General features: G+C 68.6%; 15 protein-coding genes. 5 read left to right on the plus strand and 10 right to left on the minus strand.

The genetic code is table 11. From position 1 onward, the window contains the following. Window positions 1-26: 26 nt before the first annotated feature. The 4 genes from KDK82_RS24770 to KDK82_RS24785 form a co-directional block, all read right to left on the minus strand. Window positions 27-1,016, minus strand: a complete 990-nt coding sequence (locus KDK82_RS24770) for a tripartite tricarboxylate transporter substrate binding protein (RefSeq protein WP_088166690.1) — start codon at window positions 1,014-1,016, stop codon at window positions 27-29. Window positions 1,017-1,042: 26 nt separating this feature from the next. Continuing rightward, window positions 1,043-2,623, minus strand: coding sequence for a class I adenylate-forming enzyme family protein (locus KDK82_RS24775; protein ID WP_088166519.1), 1,581 nt, complete (start codon window positions 2,621-2,623; stop codon window positions 1,043-1,045). 27 nt (window positions 2,624-2,650) lie between these two features. Continuing rightward, window positions 2,651-3,619 (minus strand): tripartite tricarboxylate transporter substrate binding protein, encoded by a 969-nt coding sequence (locus KDK82_RS24780; protein WP_088166520.1) that lies wholly within the window; start codon window positions 3,617-3,619, stop codon window positions 2,651-2,653. Window positions 3,620-3,936: 317 nt separating this feature from the next. Beyond that, window positions 3,937-5,241, minus strand: coding sequence for a Glu/Leu/Phe/Val dehydrogenase (locus KDK82_RS24785; protein WP_013800098.1), 1,305 nt, complete (start codon window positions 5,239-5,241; stop codon window positions 3,937-3,939). Between the two features lie 176 nt (window positions 5,242-5,417). Here KDK82_RS24785 and KDK82_RS24790 point away from each other — a divergent pair, with 176 nt between their 5' ends. Next, window positions 5,418-6,236, plus strand: coding sequence for a fumarylacetoacetate hydrolase family protein (locus KDK82_RS24790; protein ID WP_088166521.1), 819 nt, complete (start codon window positions 5,418-5,420; stop codon window positions 6,234-6,236). Window positions 6,237-6,260: 24 nt separating this feature from the next. Here KDK82_RS24790 and KDK82_RS24795 read toward each other — a convergent pair whose 3' ends face one another. The 4 genes from KDK82_RS24795 to KDK82_RS24810 form a co-directional block, all read right to left on the minus strand. Next, entirely contained in the window at window positions 6,261-7,133 is an 873-nt protein-coding gene (locus tag KDK82_RS24795; RefSeq protein WP_088166522.1) for a PPK2 family polyphosphate kinase, read from the minus strand. Window positions 7,134-7,161: 28 nt separating this feature from the next. Continuing rightward, window positions 7,162-7,566, minus strand: a complete 405-nt coding sequence (locus KDK82_RS24800; RefSeq protein WP_256974548.1) for a hypothetical protein — start codon at window positions 7,564-7,566, stop codon at window positions 7,162-7,164. A 5-nt stretch (window positions 7,567-7,571) separates the two neighbouring features. Further along, on the minus strand, window positions 7,572-9,221 hold the full coding sequence (locus KDK82_RS24805) for a hemagglutinin (RefSeq protein ID WP_088166691.1): 1,650 nt from the start codon (window positions 9,219-9,221) through the stop codon (window positions 7,572-7,574). Window positions 9,222-9,373: 152 nt separating this feature from the next. Next, the gene (locus tag KDK82_RS24810; protein WP_034397696.1) at window positions 9,374-10,285 is read right to left on the minus strand and encodes a LysR family transcriptional regulator; all 912 of its coding nucleotides are present in this window, start codon (window positions 10,283-10,285) and stop codon (window positions 9,374-9,376) included. 74 nt (window positions 10,286-10,359) lie between these two features. Between KDK82_RS24810 and KDK82_RS24815 the strand changes: the two genes are divergently transcribed. Continuing rightward, a complete protein-coding gene (locus KDK82_RS24815; RefSeq protein ID WP_012202156.1) occupies window positions 10,360-10,854 on the plus strand; it encodes a PACE efflux transporter in 495 nt (164 codons plus the stop codon). Here the strand turns inward: KDK82_RS24815 and KDK82_RS24820 are convergent. After that, window positions 10,827-11,801, minus strand: coding sequence for a response regulator (locus tag KDK82_RS24820; protein ID WP_034397700.1), 975 nt, complete (start codon window positions 11,799-11,801; stop codon window positions 10,827-10,829). The genes KDK82_RS24815 and KDK82_RS24820 overlap by 28 nt on opposite strands. Before the next feature lie 19 nt (window positions 11,802-11,820). Further along, window positions 11,821-15,321: an ATP-binding protein gene (locus KDK82_RS24825; protein WP_012202158.1), complete on the minus strand. Its 3,501-nt coding sequence runs from the start codon at window positions 15,319-15,321 to the stop codon at window positions 11,821-11,823. Window positions 15,322-15,535: 214 nt separating this feature from the next. On the opposite strand from KDK82_RS24825, the gene urtA reads away from it, so the two are divergent. From urtA to urtC, 3 genes are all read left to right on the plus strand, one after another. Further along, window positions 15,536-16,801 (plus strand): urea ABC transporter substrate-binding protein, encoded by a 1,266-nt coding sequence (urtA, locus tag KDK82_RS24830; protein WP_012202159.1) that lies wholly within the window; start codon window positions 15,536-15,538, stop codon window positions 16,799-16,801. A gap of 110 nt (window positions 16,802-16,911) precedes the next feature. Beyond that, on the plus strand, window positions 16,912-17,826 hold the full coding sequence (gene urtB / locus KDK82_RS24835) for an urea ABC transporter permease subunit UrtB (protein ID WP_013800106.1): 915 nt from the start codon (window positions 16,912-16,914) through the stop codon (window positions 17,824-17,826). A gap of 72 nt (window positions 17,827-17,898) precedes the next feature. Continuing rightward, window positions 17,899-19,089, plus strand: a complete 1,191-nt coding sequence (gene urtC / locus KDK82_RS24840; protein WP_088166524.1) for an urea ABC transporter permease subunit UrtC — start codon at window positions 17,899-17,901, stop codon at window positions 19,087-19,089. Window positions 19,090-19,102 lie beyond the last annotated feature (13 nt).

Below are 19,102 nucleotides of genomic sequence, written 5' to 3' on the forward strand. Positions count from 1 at the left end.
GCGGGCAATCATCGCATCGGCATGACTCAATCCACACGTGCACCTGTCGATTTGACGACAGTGGCCCAGCGCGTGATTTCCTTGTCGATATGCGCCTGCAGCGCCTCGGGCGTGGAGCCCACGGGCTCATAGCCGCCGGCGGCCAGCTGGGCCTGCAGCGCGGGCTGGCGCAGGGCGGAGGCGATCTCGCGGCTCAGGCGCTGGGTGGCTTCGGCGGGCGTGCCGGCCGGCGCGATGACGGCGTACCAGCCGGTCACGTCGAAGCCTGCGATGCCCTGCTCCTGGATGGTGGCCACCTCGGGCGCCAGCGCCGAGCGCTGCGGGCTGGTGACGGCCAGCGCGTGCATGCGCCCGCTGCGGATGTGGGGCATGGAGGTGGAGATGCTGTCGAAGGTCAGGTCGATGTCGCCGGCCAGCATGGCGTTGACCACGCCCGCGCTGCCCTTGTAAGGCACATGGGTCATGCGCACGCCTGCCATGGAGCCGAAGTACTCGGCCGCAAGATGCCCCGTGTTGCCGTTGCCTGCCGAGCCGAAGGTGAGCCTGCCGGGGTTGGCCTTGGCGGCCTGGATGAGTTCCTGGATGTTCTTTGCCGGCAGCTTGCTGCTGGCCGCAACCACCATGGGCAGGTTGGCCACCAGGGACACGGGCGCGAAGTCGCGGCGGGTGTCGTAGGGCAGCTTGGGATAGAGGCTGTCGTTGATGGCATGGGCGGCCAGCACCATGAGCACGGTGTAGCCATCGGGCCTGGCGCGTGCCACGTATTGCGAGGCCAGCGTGCCGCCTGCGCCGGGCTTGTATTCCAGCACCACGGGCTGGCCCAGCTGCTGCTGCAGTTGCACGGCCAGCGGGCGGCCCAGGAGGTCGGCACTGCCGCCGGGTGGATAGGGAATGACCAGCTGTATGGGCTTGGCAGGCCAGGCCTCGGCAGCATGGGCGGCCGGGGCCAGCAGGGCGCAGGTCGCCAGGGCCAGGCAGGACAGCAGGCGGCGGCGCGGGAGTGGGTGCATGGGCATGGGCATGGGCATTGGGGGACTCCGTTTCATGAAGAGGACAGGGCGCCGGCCTGGTACTGCTCGCGCAGCGCGCGCTTGAGCACTTTGCCGATCTCGCTGCGCGGCAGGCTGGCGGCCAGCCGCAGCTCGGCCACGCGCTGGGTCTTGCCCACGCGGGCGTTGAGCCATTCGCGCAGCTCGGCGGCCGAGGGCGTGGCATCGGGGCGCGCCACGGCGTAGGCCACGGGGGTCTCGCCCCATGCATCGGAGGGCACGCCGATCACCGCGCATTCGGCCACCTGCGGGTGCTGCAGCAGCACGGACTCGATGTCGCTCGGGTAGACGTTGAAGCCGCCCGTGATGATCATGTCCTTCTTGCGGTCGCCCAGCACGATGAAGCCGTCCTCGTCCAGGCGGCCCACGTCGCCGCTGCGGATGAAGCGCAGGCCCTGGGCATCGAACCATTCGGCCTCCTGCGTCTTGTCGGGCAGGCGGTGGTAGCCGCTCATCATCCCGGCCGAGCGGCCCACGATCTCGCCCTGCTCGCCGGGCGGCAGTTCGCGGCCCTGCTCATCGATGAAGCGGATGTCGGCGCCCGGCCCCGGCCTGCCCACGGTGTGCAGCTTGTCGGGGAAGTCATGGCAGTGCAGCTCGCAGCGCACGCCTCCCTCGGTCATGCCGTAGTACTCGATGAGCCGTCCGGGCCAGCGGCGCAGCACCTCGGCCTTGAGCGCGGGATGGAACGGTGCGCTGGTGCAGAACTTGTGCCATAGGCGGCTCAGGTCGGCGCCGTCGAACCCCGGGCACTGCATCAGCCGCTGGTACTGCACGGGCACGAGCATGGTGTGGGTGGCACGGTGGCGCTCGGCCAGTTCCAGGTATTGCGCCGCGTCGAACTTGCGCATCAGCACCAGGGTGCCGCCCAGCCCCAGCGTGGGCAGGGCCGCGACCAGGGTGGTGTTGGAGTACAGCGGCGTGGCGCACAGCGAGACGGCATCGGGCCCGTAGCCGTTGTGGATGGCGCGCTGCACGTGGGCCCAGCGCATGGCCCAGGACTGGACGATGCCCTTGGGCACGCCCGTGGTGCCCGAGGAGTAGATGACGTTGAAGGGCCAGTCGGGCTGGGGGTGGATGGGCGTGGGTGCCGTGCCATGGTCCGCTTCGTCCGCAGCCAGCCATTGCGACCACGGCATGCCGGCTTCGACAGCGCCATCCAGAGCCACGCATTGCAGATCCTGCCTAGCCTGCAGCGGCCATTGCGCGGCGGTGTCCGCATCGCGCAGCACCAGCCGGGCGCCGCAGTTGTCCAGCATGGCGCTCAGGTGGCCGGCCGTGGCCGACGGGGCCAGAGGCGCCACGGCCACGCCCGCGCGCAACGCACCCAGGAAGGCCAGCACGTACTCGGGCGAGCTGCCTGCGCAGATGGCCACCACGTCGCCGGGGCCCAGGCCCTGGCGTTGCAGGCGCAGGGCCACGCGGTCCATGCCCAGGCGCAGCGCGGCGTAGTCGAGGCTGCGGCCGTCCATGGCCAGGGCGGTGTGGCGGGGGCGCTGGCTGGCCTGCAGCGCGACGAGTTCGGGCAGCGAGCCAAAGGGCTGGCGCAGCAGGGCGGCGATGTCTTCTTGCATGGGAGGGGGACGGACGGGAGGGGAGAACTATTCCAGCGACAGGCCTGCGGCCTTGACGATCTGGGCCCAGCTCTTGCGTTCCTGGGCGATGAAGGCGTCGTACTCGGCCGGTGTCTCGCCACCGGGCACGCCGCCCAGGTCGGCAAAGCGCTGGCGCACTTCGGCCGTCTGCATGGCGCGCCGCGCAGATTCCTGGATGCGGCCGACCACGGCATCGGGCGTGCCGGCCGGTGCCAGCAGCCCGAACCAGGCCGTGACCTGCATCGGCACGCCGGCCTCGGTCATGGTGGGCACCTCGGGCAACTGGGCCGAGCGCGTGGCGCTGGTGATGGCCAGCGCGTGGAACTTGCCGCTCCTGATGTGTGGCATGGAGCTGGGCAGGTTGTCGATCATGTAGTCCACCTGCTGGCCCAGCAGCGCCGTGACCGCAGGCGCGGCCCCGGGAAAGGGCACGAGCGTGACCTCGATGCCGGCCTTCTGGCGGAACATCTCCGAGGACATGTGCGGCGACTGGCCCACGCCCGACGTGGACACGTTCAGGCGCCGGGTCCTGGCCAGCTCCACCAGCTCGCGCACGCTGCGCACGGGCGAATCGGCATGGACTACGAGGATGTTGGGCACGGAGATCACATTGGTGATGCCGCGCAGATCGCTTTCCTTGTAGCTGAGCTGCTTGTACAGGCTGAAATTGATGGCCACCGGGCCGATGTTGCCCATGAGCAGCGTGTAGCCATCGGGCCTGGCGCGCGCCACCTGGGCCGTGCCGATGCTGCCGCCGCCACCGCCCTTGTTCTCCACCACCACCGAGGTGCCCAGGTCCTTGCCCATCTTCTCGGCCAGCACGCGCGCGGCAATGTCCGTGGTGCCGCCAGCGGCGGCCGGCACGACGATGGTGATGGGGCGTTCAGGCCAGGCCGCCGCCAGCGCGGCGGCAGGAGCCAGGGAGAAAAAAGGCAAAGCGGCCAGCAAGGCCAGCAGGCTGCGGCGGACGGTCATGGGCAGTCTCCAGTTCACTGCCCGCAACGATAGAAAACCCTGGGCCCCAGGGCACCAGGGTTTGACTGGAGATCCGCTTCGCCATTCGGAAACCCGCGCTTAGGCCCACTGGAACGCGTGCTAACCCGTTGCCGAAAAGGCGGCAACAAGAAAAAAGGCGCCGAAGCGCCTTTTCTTTTTCGCAGAATGCACAGCGCATGAAACTGGCGCGGCCCAAGTCAGGGACACCGAGCAAGGGCCGCCCCGCAGCGAGGGTGTCGTCCCCCTCCCCCGCGGAGCGGGTAGAGAGGGGGAAGGCGCGTCAGCGCCTCAGGGGGTCAGGGATACAAACCCCGCATTTCGCGCGCATGCAGGATGCGCTGGCAGGCCACGATGAAGGTGGCGGTGCGCAGCGTCACGCCGTGCTGCTGGGCGACCTGCCAGATGGCCGCGAAGGCGTCCTGCATGATGCGCACCAGGCGGGCGTTGATCTCGTCCTCGCTCCAGAAGAAGCTGGAGAAGTCCTGCACCCATTCGAAGTAGCTCACCGTCACGCCGCCGGCATTGGCCAGCACGTCGGGCAGCACCAGCACGCCCTTTTCGGTCAGGATGTCGTCGGCCTCGGTGGTGGTGGGGCCGTTGGCGCCCTCGATCACCATCTTGGCCTTGATCTTGCCGGCGTTGTCCTTGGTGATCTGGCCTTCCAGTGCGGCGGGGATCAGGATGTCGCAGTCCACGCTCCAGAAGTCGGCAGCGTCCATGGCCTCGGCGCCGTCAAAGCCGCCCACGCCGCCCTTGGCGGCCACGTGTGCCAGCAGGGCCGGCACGTCCAGGCCGTTGGCGTTGTGGATGGTGCCGGTGTGGTCCTGCACGGCCACGACCTTGGCGCCCACGTCGGCGAACAGCTTGCCCGCCGTGCCGCCCACGTTGCCGAAGCCCTGCACGGCGATGCGCGCACCCTGGACCGACAGGCCGGTCAGCTTGGCCGCTTCCACGCCCACGGTGAACACGCCGCGGCCGGTGGCCTCGACGCGGCCCAGCGAGCCGCCCAGGTCCACGGGCTTGCCCGTGACCACGCCGGTGGCGGTGGCGCCGGTGTTCATGGAGTACGTGTCCATCATCCAGGCCATGATCTGGCCATTGGTGTTGACGTCAGGCGCGGGGATGTCCTTGGAGGGGCCGATCAGCAGGCCGATCTCGCTGGTGTAGCGGCGCGTCAGGCGCTCCAGCTCACCGCGCGACAGCGTCTTGGGATCGACACGGATGCCGCCCTTGGCGCCGCCGTAGGGCACGTTGACGGCCGCGTTCTTGACCGACATCCAGGCCGACAGGGCCATGACTTCGGACAGGGTCACGTCCTGGTGGAAACGCACGCCGCCCTTGCCGGGACCGCGGCTCAGGTTGTGCTGCACGCGGTAGCCTTCGTAGTGGGCGATGGTGCCGTTGTCCAGCTCGATCGGCACATCGACGATCAGGATGCGCTTGGGGCGCTTGAGGGTTTCGACCCAGCGGGCGAGATGGCCCAGGTAGGGCGTGACGCGATCGACCTGCTGCAGGTAGTTGCCCCAGGGGCCGAGGTGATCGGCCTGCAGGTAGGAAGGGATGGCGTGGTTGGTAACGCCGGCCGAAGCGGGTTGCTGCATGGTGGTTCCACACAAGAGTTGTCTGAGGGTTTTGAGCTTATTCCCGGGGCTATGCGCTGTCCAACGCCTTATGAGCGAGAGCCTTATGCATTTAATGCATAACCCTGGGAGCGCCTTGTCCAGCGGACAATCGGGGCCGCTTGAGACCCACCGATGCACTCCAGGAAAGCCGCTCCATGACGAACACGCCCCGCACTCCCACAGCCTTGGCCCATGCGCTGCTCCAGGCACGCCACAGCGGCGAATTGCTGGACGCCGACGATTGGGCCGACGTGGTGCGCACGCCCGCAGATGCACAGGCCGTGCAGGCCGCCATGGCGCCAGCCCTGGGCTGGCGCGTGGCCGGCAGCCAGCAGGGGCCGGGCCGCGTTCCAGGCTATTGGAAGTCTGGCGCGCCGCGCCGCGATGCCCCGCTGACCCATGCGCCGCTGCCCGAAGAAGGCGTCTGGGCCAGTCCTTCGGTGGCCGGTGGCGCGCCGCTGCACCTGCGCGGCATCGAAGCCGAGATCGCCCTGCGCCTGGGCCGCGAGGTGACGGCCGAGATGGCCGCCGCCCTGCAGCCCGGTGAGGGCCTGGAGCTGATCGACGGCATCACCGCCGCCATCGAGGTGGTGGATACGCGCTGGCGCCAGCACCTGAAGGCGCCGCCGCTGCTGCTGGCCGCCGACGGCCTGTGCCATGGCGCCCTGGTACTGGGACCTTGGCAGGACGCTTCGCGGCTACTGCCACGCGAGTCGCCGCGGGACTGGTCTGCCCAGGTCTGCCGGCTGCGCGTGGGCGCGGCGCCGCTGCAGACGTTCACCGGAACGCATCCGCTGGGCGATCCGCTGTGGCTGCTGGCCGGCTGGCTGCAGGAGCTGGTGCGCCGCTATGGCAGCGTGCCCGCAGGCACGGTGGTGACTACGGGCACGTGGAATGGCCTGGCCTTTGCCGAGGCCGGTGACCTGGTGGTGGCCGAGCTGGACGGCATCGCCGAGGCCCGCCTGCAGCTGTGAGGCTTCAGGCAGGCCATCGAGTGATCAGGTGATCTTGTAGTCCTTGAGGGCCGGATCGCCCTCGGGAAAGCGCAGGTCCAGGTTGCGCATCACCTCGCGCAGCAAGGTGGCGATCATGAGGTTGCGGTGCGTCTTGGAATCCGCGGGCACGATGGTCCAGGGCGCCCAAGGCGTGTGCGTGGCACCCAGCAACTGGCCGTAGGCCTGCTGGTATTCCTTCCACTGCGTGCGCACCTTCATGTCGTTCTCGTCGAACTTCCAGTGCTTGGCCGGGTCGTCCAGGCGCTCCTGCAGGCGCGCGCGCTGCTCGTCGGCGCTGATGTGCAGCAGGAACTTGACGACCACGGTGCCCGTCTCGCTGAGCATGCGCTCGAAGTCGTTGATGTGGGCAAAGCGCTGGCGCTGCTGCTCGGGCGTGATCCAGCCGTTGACCACGGGCACCAGCACATCCTCATAGTGGCTGCGGTTGAAGACCGTGATCTCGCCTGCGCCCGGCACGCGCTGGTGGATGCGCCACAGGTAGTCGTGCGCGCGCTCTGCATCGGTTGGCGCCTTCCAGCCCACGGCGTTCATGCCCAGGGCGCTGGTGCGGCCGAAGACGCCACGGATGGTGCCGTCCTTGCCTGCCGTGTCCGTGCCCTGCAGCACGACCAGCAGCTTGTAGCGGCGGTCGGCGTACAGCAGGTTCTGCAGCGCGTCGATCTCTTCGGCCAGGGCCTCGACGGCGGCCTTGTCCTCGGTCTTGCCGTTGCCGTTGGAAAAGGGCTTGGCGCCGGGGTCGAAGTCGGCCAGGGCGATGGGCTTGTCCTTGTCGGACTTGGCGGAGCGCGGCTGCCACTGCTCCCAGAGCTTTTGCACGGCCGCATCGCGGCTGGAGAAAGGGTTGAAGGCGTCCATGGCTTGAGCGGTGGGTGAGCGGGGAAGGTCAGGGCTGGGCGCGAATGGACTGCACCTGCAGTTGCGGCGGCGCCATCGAAGGCGCGGCGCCAGCGGCGGGCCTGGGGTCGGGCTGGCCCCGGACCTCCACGTTCTGCCGCTGCCACTGCGTGACCTGCTCGGCGCTCAGGCCCTTGAGCTGCCAGGTCTCGCCGGAGGCAGTCTGGAGCACGGGCTGCTCATGGGGCGCATTGCCGCGCAGCACCAGACGGCCTTGCAGGGTCAGGGGCTGGCCGGCATCCGGCGCGGCGGGCGCGGCCGATGCCGAAGCGGGCGCCGGTGCGGTTGCAGGAGGTGGAGGTGGCGCGACGCAGGCCGTGGCCAGCAGCGACAGGCTGCCGGCCAGCAGCAGGGGCAGGGCCCGGGCGACTGCGGTATGGGATGTCTGGGTCATGGCGGTCATTGCACGATGGCGGTGAGGGTGGTGCCGGCGGGAACGCGCAACTGCTCCTGGTACAGGCCCTGGGCGTCCGGCTGGCGTACGAAGGGGAAGTGGCCGCGCGCCGCGAGCTGGGCCGGCACGGTGGCGGGCAGGCGGCGTGCAGCCGCATAGCGCTGGCCGTCGATGCCTACCAGGGTGAAGCCCTGGTCCGTGCGTGCGGGCCAGCCGTAGCCGGCCGGGCCGCTGGAAGGCAGCAGGGCGATGTTGGCACCCCATCGCTGCAGCGTGACGGGCAACGAGGGGCCACCGGCCTGTGCAATGGCGTTGCCTAGCACCTGCAGCGAGTCGGGCGAGGAGGTGTTCCTCAGCATCTGCTGGTAGAAGCCCACGCCGTGCTGGCGCAGCAGATAGGCGCCCAGGCTGCCCGTGACGTTGTAGCCGAAGCAGGTGGCGTTGACATCCGAGGCCCAGCTGGCCAGGTCGCAGTTGAAGCCGGGCTTGGACATCCAGCCGGTAATGCGGCCGTCACGCATGGGATTGGTGCCGGGTGTGAGTCTTTCGGCCAGGATGTCTTCGGACATCAGGGCCGACATCTCTTCAAGAAAGGTGTCGAACATGTAGTCCGAACCCTTGAGCGCGCCGCGCTGGTAGAAGTTGATCATGTGGATGAACTCGTGCGACAGCGTGCTGATCTGCGTGGTCAGCCCGTTGGCGCCGCCCAGGTACAGCGTTTCCGTGTCCATGTAGAACGACAGCGATTCGTTGCTGTACTGGAACTGCGAGTTGCCGGCCGTGCGCTTGAAGTTGTTCACGGCCCAGAAGTAGCCCAGCAGGCCGTAGGGCTGGCTGTCGGGCGTGAAGTTCACGAACACGATGTCGATCGGCTGGTCGGCCGAGATCAGCTCGCTGTGGGCCTGGGGCCCCCAGGGCTGGCCTGCCAGCCCCGTGACCAGGGCGTGCACGGAATCCGGCCCGCTGGAAAAGCGCTGTATCACGGTGTCCAGCAGGGCGTCGCTGACCTTGGCGCCGCCGTACTCGCTGTCTTCCAGCCACAGGTTGATGGTGCGGGTGCCCGTGGGCGTGGGCGCCGTGGTCTGGCGCCGCAGCGTGGCGCTGCGCGTCTCGACCGTGGGGCTTTCCGTGTTGACGAACCAGCTGCGCTGGCTGCCCACGGGCAGCACGGCCGCCGACACAGCGCGCGAGGGCTGCACGCTCTGCCCTGCAACCGGGGCGGGCAGGCTCGGCTTGAAGTCACGTACGCGCTGGGGGATCTGGTTGACCAGCTGCGCAGCGCTCAGCGACTGTTGCGCCGCAATGCCCTGCGCCGCTGCGGCTGGCGGCGTGAGCGTGATGGGCGGCAGGGCCACGGCGGCATCGCCGGTGTTGGTATAGATCAGCGTCACGGGCCGGGTGCCCAGATTGCGCAGGCCTACGGCAACGGGCTGCTCTGCGGCGGTGGCGTTGGTGTAGCTCCAGACGCCGACGCCCTGGCCGGAATAGGTGGTGGCGTCGGTCGCGCCGCACGAGGCGCCCGTGCAGGCAGGGCTCAGCTGTGTCGTGATGGAGTCGCCCGGCGTGGAGCCGCCGCCCCCGCCGCCGCAGCCTGCCAGTCCCGCACCCAGTGCCAGTGCAACAAGGGCCTTGCCCCCAAAGTGATCTTGAAACATGGGTTCCTCTCGATGGTCCATGTCCAGCCAGAAGAAGAAGGAGGCGGCCGGACGCTTGCGCAACTATCCCAGGCCTGCCTGCAGGCGGCAAGCACCGGCCGGTTTCCCGCGTGTAGGCGCAGGGCTTGCCTGCAGGTCGCAAGCCGCAGGCCTCACCTGGGCTCCAGCCGCACCGGCACCTGCAGCTGCTCCACGAACCGCCGCGCCGCCAGCCCCAGCGGGCGCTCCTTGGACCACACCCAGTCGACGAACAGCTGGGTGCCGTTGCTGATGTTGCACAGCGGGATGCGCAGCAGCGCGCCCGTTTGCAGCAGGGGCTCGGCGACGCTGAAGGGCAGCCACCCCCAGCCCAGGCCGGCCGAGACCAGCGACAGGGCCGCCAGATGGCTGTCCGTGCGCCACAGCTGGTGCGAGAACACGAAGCGCGGATCGGTATGGGCCAGGTCGCGGCTGGCCAGCAGGATCTGGCGCGCGCCGGCCAGCTGGCCCACGTCCAGGCGTTGCTGCCCGTCCACGCCCAGTTGCCGGGCCAGCGGGTGCCTGGCCGCCATCACGGCGACCATGGTTTCCTGACCCATCTCCTGGAAATCCTCGCGGCCGTCGATGGCCGGGCGCTCGAAGACCAGGGCCAGATGCGCGCGGCCCGAATGCAGTTCCTTGAGCGCATCGACCTGGGCGGCCACCAGCACCTCCACCTCCAGCCCCGGGAATTCCTCGACCAGCGGCTGCAGCGGCGCGGCCCAGGCCGTGGACAGCAGCTCGGGCGCGATCACCAGGGTCAGCCGCTCCTCCAGTCCCTGGTGCAGGGCCAGCGCCTGGTGGTTGAGCTGCTGCAACTGGGCGGCCAGCAGCCGGGCCTGGGGCTCGAGGGCGCGCGCCGCCGCCGTGGGCCGGGGCTCGCGGCCGCTGCGGTCGAACAGCTGCAGGTCCAGCTCCGCCTCCAGCTGGGCGATGGCCATGCTCACGGCCGAGGGCACCCGCCCCAGCCGGCGTGCGGCGGCAGAAAAGGAGCCGTGGTCCAGCACGGCAAGAAACAGCGGCACCTGGTCAGCGGGGAAGGACATGGCGGGAACCTGTCAGCTTTATTGAAAGAATCTGACTTTAACGTTCAATTCCGGACAAATAAACTGCGCCCCCTATGACCTTGCAGACACACAAAAAGGGCCTCCAGGGGCCCAAGCGCAAAGTGGTCTTCGTGACCCTGTATGAACTGATCGCCATCGCGGCCTCCAGCCTGCTGTTCATGGCCATCGGCCAGAGCGCCGGGCATTCGGGCGGCATGGCGATTGCCGCCTCCACGCTGGCCATCGTCTGGAACCTGACCTTCAACCACCTGTTCGAGCAATGGGAGGCGCGCCAGAGCGTCAAGGGCCGCTCGGTGATGCGCCGCGTGGTGCACGCCCTGGGCTTCGAGGGCGGGCTGGCCATGGTGCTGATTCCGCTGATGGCCTGGTGGTTCGGTGTCACGCTGTGGGAGGCCACGGTGATGGAGGCCGGCCTGCTGGTCTTCTTCCTGGTCTACACCTATGTCTTCAACTGGTGCTTCGACCATGTGTTCGGCCTGCCGGCTTCGGCCTCGGCGTCCGCTGCGGTGGCCCCGCGTGCTCAGGGCGAGCCGGCCTGCAGCAATTGACCGGCCACGGCGGCGGCGGCCGTGCGGGTCTCCACGCCGAGTTTCTCGAAGATATGCTCCAGGTGCTTGTTCACCGTGCGCGGGCTCATGCCCAGGATGTCGGCGATGTCGCGGTTGGTCTTGCCCTTGCTCAGCCATGACAGTACCTCGGTCTCGCGCGGGGTGAGCGCCACCTGCTGCAGCCGGCGCGCGGCCGGCGTCTGCGGCGCCTCGTGGCTGAGCAGCACCATCGACTCCCCCAGGCCGCTGGCGCCCATGTGGCGCGCCAGCAGCTGGCGGCCATCGGCCAGGGCCAGCGCCAGATCCTGGGGGGCGGGCTGGCCCTCCTGATCCGCCTGGCCGGGCTGATCCGGCTGGCGGGCGCCGGCCAGCCAGTCCCCGGCCGCCTCCAGCGGGAAGGGCTGGTCCGCAAAGGCCTCCTCCAGCCAGCGCGATGCCTGGGGCGAGCGCCAGGCCACGCGGCCCTGGCCGTCGAGCACCACCACGCCCAGCCCCGCCACGTCCACGGCCTCCTGCGCCTGGCGCGTGGCGCGGGCGTTGCGCACATGGGTGGCCAGGCGCACCAGCACCTCGGGGATGCGCAGCGGCTTGACCACGTAGTCCACGCCACCGCTGGCAAAGCCGCGGATGATCTGGTCCGTGTCCGACAGGCCGGTCATGAACACCACGGGCACATGGGCCCAGGCCGGCGTGGCCTTGAGCGTGCGGCACAGCGTGAAGCCGTCCATGCCGGGCATGACGGCGTCCAGCAGCACGCCGTCGGGCACGGTGAGTGCGAAGCGCTGCAGGGCCTCGTCGGCATCGCGGGCGGCGAGCACCACGTAGCCTTCGGCGGCCAGCGCGTCGCACAGCATGCGCAGGCTGTCCAGCGCGTCGTCCACCACAAGGATGACGTGGGCGTTGTGAGGGGGGTGGCTGGGGTGGCTGCTGCTGTCGGCGGTCGTCATCTGTGGCCTTTGCGGGTTCTCATTCATCGGTCTCCTCTCTTTCTTCGTCTTCTTCATCCTCTTGCTCGGGCCGCGGCAGCATGCGCGCCAGCGCATCGAAGTCGAAGCGGTTCGCGCAGGCCTGCAGCGCATCGAGCAGCGCGGCATGCGCGGGCGCCTGCTGGCGCGCCTGGCGCAGGCGCTCGCGCAGGGCGGTGGCCTGGCCCGAGCGCGCCAGCCGGGCCAGGTCTTCACGCAGATCGGGCGGGAAGGGGGCGGCTGACGGCGCCTCCTCTGCCTTGGCCTCTGCCTGCTCTGCACGCGGCGCCGGCAGCAGCAGCGGGCGGTTGTCATGCACCCATTCCAGCCGCAGCACGCGCTCGAGCACCTGCAGCAGCTCGGACTCGGTCACGGGCTTGGCGACAAAGCCCTGGCAGCGCGCATCGGCCAGGCGCGGCGGGTCGTTGTCGAACAGGTTGGCCGAGACGAAGACCACGGGCAGCTGCTGCGCATCCCAGCGCGCGCGCAGCAGGGCGGCGGTCTGCCAGCCGTCCAGATCGTCCATGCTGATGTCCAGCAGCACCAGGTCGGGCGGGCTTTGCTCCACGATCTCCAGGCACTCGCGGCCGCTGGCGGCCTCGCGGATCTCGAAGCCCAGCGGCAGCAGCAGGCCGGCCAGCAGCTGGCGCTGCAGCGGCTGGTCGTCCACCACCAGCAGGGTGCGCCGGGGCGGCAGATAGCCGATGACGGTGTGCAGCGTGGCGGCGGCACCCGGAGGGACCCAGGACGCGTCGGGCGCCATCTCGGGCAGGTACAGGCGCACGGTGAAGCAGCTGCCCTCGCCGGGCGTGCTGCTCAGGGTGAGCTGGCCGCCCATCAGCTCGGTCAGCAGATGGGTGATGGTCAGCCCCAGGCCCGTGCCCGCCTCGCTGACGCGCCGCCCCGCGCTGCCGCGCTCGAAGGGCACGAAGATGCGCTCCATGTCCTGCGGTTCGATCCCGATGCCGGTATCGATGACCTCGATGCGCGAGACATGGGGCCTGAAGTCCATGCGCAGCCGCACCTCGCCGCGTTGGGTGAAGCGCACGGCGTTGGACAGCAGGTTGATCAGGATCTGGCGCAGCCGCTTGGCGTCGGCCCGCACCCAGCGCGGCATGGTGCCCAGCGTCTCGACCGAGAACTGCAGCCCCCTGGCCTGTGCCTGGGGCCGCATCATGGCCTCGATGCCGTCGATCAGCGCGGGCAGGGGCAGGGGGGCGAGGTCCAGGCGCAGGCGGCCGGCCTCGATGCTGGCCAGCTCCAGCGATTCGTCGATCAGCGCGCGCAGATGCTGGCCGCTGTGCTGCATGGTGGACAGGGTCTCGCGCACCCAGCCATCGACCTGCGGGCTCTTGAGCAGGATCTGCGTATAGCCCAGCAGGCTGTTGAGCGGCGAGCGCAGCTCGTGCGTCATGCCGGCCACATAGCGCGTCTTGGCCTGGCTGGCCTGCTCGGCATGGTCCTTGGCGGCCTGCAGCTCGGCATCGGTGCGCTTGTGGGCGGCAATCTCCTGCAGCAGCAGCTGGTTCTGGCGCTCGGACTCGTCCTGCGCCATGCGCCGGCTGTCCGTGCTCAGCACCACCCACCAGGCGGCCACGGCGCATAGCAGGGCCAGCAGCGCGAAGACCTTGAGGAAGGGGATGCGCAGCGCGCCGCCATCGACGCTGCCTGCCTGCAGGCTTTCCTGCATGTAGACCACGCCCACCATGAAGGCCGTCACCGCGCACAGCGACAGCATCACCACCAGGTACTGGCCCGCGCGGAAGTTCACCTTGGTCGCCCAGCGCGGCGGCAGCAGGGCCGAGGCCAGCGCATGCAACTGCTCGCCCGCGCGCGATCCGGTCTTGCAGCGGTCATGGCAGCGCGACTCCAGCGAGCAGCACAGTGAGCAGATGGGCGCGCCGTAGGCGGGGCAGTGCGCCATGTCCTCGGATTCGAAATGCTTCTGGCAGACGGCGCAGCGCACGGTCTCGCCGGGCTTCCACAGGTTGCCTGCGGGCCGCGCCAGGTAGTAGCGCCCGCCCGTCAGCCAGGCCAGCAGCGGCGACAGCAGCATGGACAGCGCCAGCGCGATGAAGGGCGAGAACGCGGCCGCCGTCTCGCCCAGCAGGCCCGCATAGGCGCAGCAGGCCACGGCGGCGGCCAGCAGCATGGCGCCCGGGCCCACGGGATTGAAGTCGTACAGATGGGCGCGGCGGAACTCGATGCCCGGCGGGCTCAGTCCCAGCGGCTTGTTGATGACCAGGTCGGCCACCAGCGCACCCACCCAGGCGATGGCCACGTTGCTGTAGATGGTCAGCACCTTCTCCAGCGCGCCGAACACGCCCAGCGTCATCAGCAAGGTGGCGATGACCACGTTGAACACCATCCAGACCACGCGCCCCGGATGGCTGCGCGTGATGCGCGCGAAGAAGTTGGACCAGGCAAGCGACCCCGCGTAGGCATTGGTCACGTTGATCTTGACCTGTGAGATGACCACGAAGACCACGGTCACCGCCACGGCCAGCCCCGGCAGGCCCAGGGCCTGCAGCACCTGCTGGAAGCCCACCAGGAACATCTGCGTGGGCTCGGCCGCGCGCGAGGCGTCCACCCCTTCCAGCTGCATGGCCGCGAAGGCGAGAAACGCGCCGCCCGCCATCTTGAGCATGCCCATCACGGCCCAGCCCGGTCCGGCCACCAGCACCGCGCCCCACCAGCGCAGGCGGTTGGCCCGGGTGCGCGGCGGCAGAAAGCGCAGGAAGTCCACCTGCTCGCCGATCTGCACCACCAGCGCGAAGATCACGGCCGCCGCCGCGCCGAACATCAGCGGATCGAACTGGCTGCTGCCCGAGCGCAGGCCGGTGAGGCTGGCGAAGTCGCGGTACAGCTGGGGCTGGGACAGCGCCATCCACACGAAAGGCAGCACCAGCAGGAACAGCCACAGTGGCTGCGTCCAGGCCTGCAGGCGCGAGATCAGCGTGATGCCGCGCATGGCCAGCGGCAGCACCACCAGGGCCGACAGCGCATAGCACCACTGCAGCGGCCAGTCCACCACCAGCTGCAGGGCCAGCGCCATGATGGCCGCCTCCAGCGCGAAGAAGATGAAGGTGAAGACGGCGTAGATCAGCGAGGTGATGGTCGAGCCCAGGTAGCCGAAGCCCGCGCCCCGCGTCAGCAGGTCCATGTCCAGCCCGTAGCGCGCGGCGCAGACGGCGATGGGCAGCCCCGTCAGGAAGATCACCAGCCCCACGGTGACGATGGCCCACATGGCGTTGGCAAAGCCGTAGTTCAGCGCAATGGCGCCGCCGATCGCCTCCAGTGCCAGGAAGGACAGCGAGCCGAAGGCCGTGTTGGCCACGCGGAACTCGCTCCAGCGCCGGAAGCTGCGCGGCGTGTAGCGCAGCGCGTAGTCCTCCATGGTCTCGTCGGCCACCCAGGCGTTGTATTCGCGCCGGAACCGAAAGATGGTCTGCGGCGCGGGCGAGGTGCTGGCGGGGCTGTCGGGCGGGGGTGCGGAGTGCATTCCCAGGTCTAGCAAGAAACGTGCGGGGCCAATGCTGGCGCGGCTTTCAAGAGGAGTCCGCGGGGTGCGTACGCAGATGGCTACGTCAATTGACGTATGGGCGGTTTCAAGGGTTCTTCCTAATCTTGGACCCAGCGCGGAAACAAGCCGTAACCGCAACGCCAGTTTTCAGCCACTTGCAGATCACCCAACCGATCCTTACAGGAGAGTCACCATGAGCCACCCCTCCGACCCCCGCACACCTGGTTCCCCCGGCACGGAAATGGGCCGCCGCCGCGTCCTGCAGGCGCTTGGCGCCGCCTCGGTGGCCGGGCTGCCGGCCTGGTCCTTCGCCCAGCCCACGGCCCAGGTCAACACCACCAAGCTGGCCGTGACCGACACCGAAGTCGTCGTGGGCCAGCTGCACTCGGCCACGGGCACCATGGCGATCTCCGAGACCGGCTCCATCCAGGCCGAGCAACTGGCCATCGACCAGATCAACGCCATGGGCGGCATCCTGGGCCGCAAGATCCGCGTGATCAAGGAAGACGGCGCCTCCGACTGGCCCACCTTCGCCGAGAAGTCCAAGAAACTGCTCATCAACGACCGCTGCGCCGCCGTCTTCGGCTGCTGGACAAGCGCCTCGCGCAAGGCCGTGCTGCCCGTGTTCGAGAAGGAAAACGGCCTGCTGTACTACCCCACCTTCTACGAAGGCCTGGAGCAGTCCAAGAACGTGATCTACACGGGCCAGGAAGCCACGCAGCAGATCCTGTACAGCCTGGACTGGGCCAAGGCCGAGAAGAAGGCCAAGACCTTCTTCCTGATCGGCTCGGACTACATCTGGCCGCGCACCTCGATGAAGATCGCGCGCAAGCACATCGAGAACTTCCAGAAGGGCAAGGTCGTCGGCGAGGAGTACTACCCGCTGGGCAGCACCAACTTCGGCTCGCTGGTCAACAAGATCAAGCTGCAAAAGCCGGACTGCATCTTCGTGGCCGTGGTGGGCGGCTCCAACGTGGCCTTCTACAAGGCGCTCAAGGCCGCAGGCATCACGGGTGACAAGCAACTGCTGGTCACGCTGTCGGTGACCGAGGACGAGATGACCGGCGTGGGTGGCGAGAACTTCACGGGCTTCTACTCCTCGATGAAGTACTTCCAGACGCTGGACAACGAGAACAACAAGAAGTTCGTGGCCGCCTTCAAGGCCAAGTACGGCCCCAATGCCGTCATCGGCGACGTCACCCAGGCCGGCTACCTGGGCCCCTGGCTGTGGAAGGCCGCCGTGGAAAAGGCCAAGAGCTTCGACGTGGACAAGGTGGTGGCCGCATCGCCGGGGCTGGAGCTCAAGACCGCGCCCGAAGGCTACGTGAAGGTGGACGCCAACCACCACCTGTGGAGCAAGTCGCGCATTGCCGTGGGGCAGCCGGACGGCACGTTCAAGGTGGTCTCGGAATCTCCGGAATTGATCAAACCCGATCCCTTCCCCAAGGGTTACCAGTAAGTCCTGATCCGTTCAGGCAGGTGATGCGTGGCGGCCTGCGGCCTGGTGGGCGGGCCGCCGCGTGAACCGTTTCCCCCTCTCCCGATTGGCTTGCGCGCAGGAGCAGCACCATGAGTTTTTCCGACATGATGAACATCGGCCTGATGCAGGGCTTCGCGGGGCTGAGCCTGTTCGCCGTGCTGCTGCTGATGGGCCTGGGCCTGGCCATCATCTTTGGCCAGATGGGCGTGATCAACATGGCGCATGGCGAGTTCATGACCATTGGCGCCTACACCATCTACCTGGGCTCCACGCTCACGGCGCAGCACGCGCCCGAGTTCATGCCCTACTACTTCCCGCTGGCCATCGTGGCCGCCTTCCTGTTCGCCTTCGCGGCCGGCTGGCTGGTGGAGTGGGGGCTGATCCGCCACCTCTACAAGCGCCCGCTGGACACGCTGCTGGCCACCTGGGGCGTGAGCCTGGCGCTGCAGCAGTGCTTTCGCACCTTCATCGGACCCAAGGAAGTCAGCCCCACCCTGCCTGACTGGCTGATGGGCTCGTGGGCTCCGGCCGAGGGGCTGGACATTCCCATCAACGGCCTGTTCGTGCTGGCGCTGACCGCGGTGGTCACGGCCGGCGTGCTGATCGCGCTGCACAAGAGCCGCTGGGGCCTGCGCGTGCGTGCCACGGTCAGCAACCGCGTGATGGCCAACGCCATCGGCATCGACACCAAGAAGACCGACCGCCTGACCTTTGCCATCGGCTGCGGCATCGCAGGCGTGGCGGGCGCGGCCTTCACCACCATCGGCTCCACCGGCCCCACCTCGGGCTCGCTGTACATCGTGGACGCCTTCCTGGTGGTCACCTTCGGCGGCGCGGCCAGCCTGCTGGGCACCGTGGTCTCGGCCTTCGGCATTGCGCAGACGCAGTCCATCACCGAGTTCTTCCTCGCGGGCTCCATGGCCAAGGTGATCACGCTGTCGCTGATCGTCTTCATCCTGATGCTGCGTCCCCAGGGCCTGTTCGCGTCCAAGGTGCGGCGCTGATCCCGGCGCCGGCCCTGTCCACGAATTTCCCCGCGTTCCCCCGATTTCCCCTGAGTTCACCGGAGTCATTCCATGCAAGCCCTCAAAGCCTGGATACAGCGCTACCAGCTCGCCAGCCTGGTGCTGCTCACCGTCCTGCTGGCGGTGGCGCTGCCCCTGGCGCTGGACATCTTCCGCCTCAACCTGGTCGGCAAGTACCTGACCTATGCCTTCGTCGCCATCGGCCTGGTCATGGTCTGGGGCTATGGCGGCGTGCTCAGCCTGGGCCAGGGCGTGTTCTTCGGCCTGGGCGGCTACGCCATGGCCATGTTCCTGAAGCTGGAGGCGTCCGACCCCATCAGCACCAAGATCCAGTCCACGCCCGGCATCCCCGACTTCATGGACTGGAACCAGCTGACCGAGCTGCCCTCGTTCTGGCTGCCCTTCAAGAGCCTGCCGTTCTCGCTGGCCGCCGTCATCGCCGTGCCCACGCTGCTGGCCTGGCTCATCAGCTTCGCCATGTTCAAGCGCCGCGTGGGCGGGGTGTACTTCGCCATCATCACGCAGGCCGTGGCGCTGATCGTCACCGTGCTCATCATCGGCCAGCAGGGCTACACGGGCGGCGTCAACGGCATGACCGACCTCAAGACCCTGTGGGGCTGGGACACGCGCACGGACAGCGCCAAGTACATCCTCTACTACGTCTGCGTGGCTCTGCTGATCGGCGCCATCGTGCTGTGCCGCTGGATACAGACGGGCAAGGTGGGCACCCTGCTGCTGGCCATGCGCGACAAGGAAGACCGCGTGCGCTTTTCCGGCTACGACGTGGCCAACTTCAAGGTCTTCGTGTTCTGCCTGGCCGCTGCGCTGTCGGGCGTGGGCGGCGCGCTGTTCACGCTGCAGGTGGGCTTCATGTCGCCCAGCTTCGTGGGCATCGTGCCCTCCATCGAAATGGTCATCTACGCCGCAGTGGGCGGGCGCATGAGCCTGGTGGGCGCGGTGTACGGCACGCTGCTGGTCAACGCGGGCAAGACCTATTTCTCGGAGAGCTTCCCGGACCTGTGGCTGTTCCTCATGGCGGGCCTGTTCATCGGCGTGACCATGGCCTTCCCGATGGGGCTGGCCGGCCTGTGGGAAAGCCGCATCGTTCCGTGGTGGAACAGCCGCCGCAAGGGCACGGCACCTGCCGCAGCGCAGGTAGCCCAGGCAGCACCTGCCCCGGCCCTGGCCGCCACCAAGCCCACGTCCGCCCTGTCCGAAGGCATGGGCCGCCAGGGCGTCTGAATCACAGCGGGAG

The organism is Delftia sp. K82 (genome assembly GCF_002193035.1).
Classification (GTDB): Bacteria; Pseudomonadota; Gammaproteobacteria; order Burkholderiales; family Burkholderiaceae_C; genus Comamonas; species Comamonas acidovorans.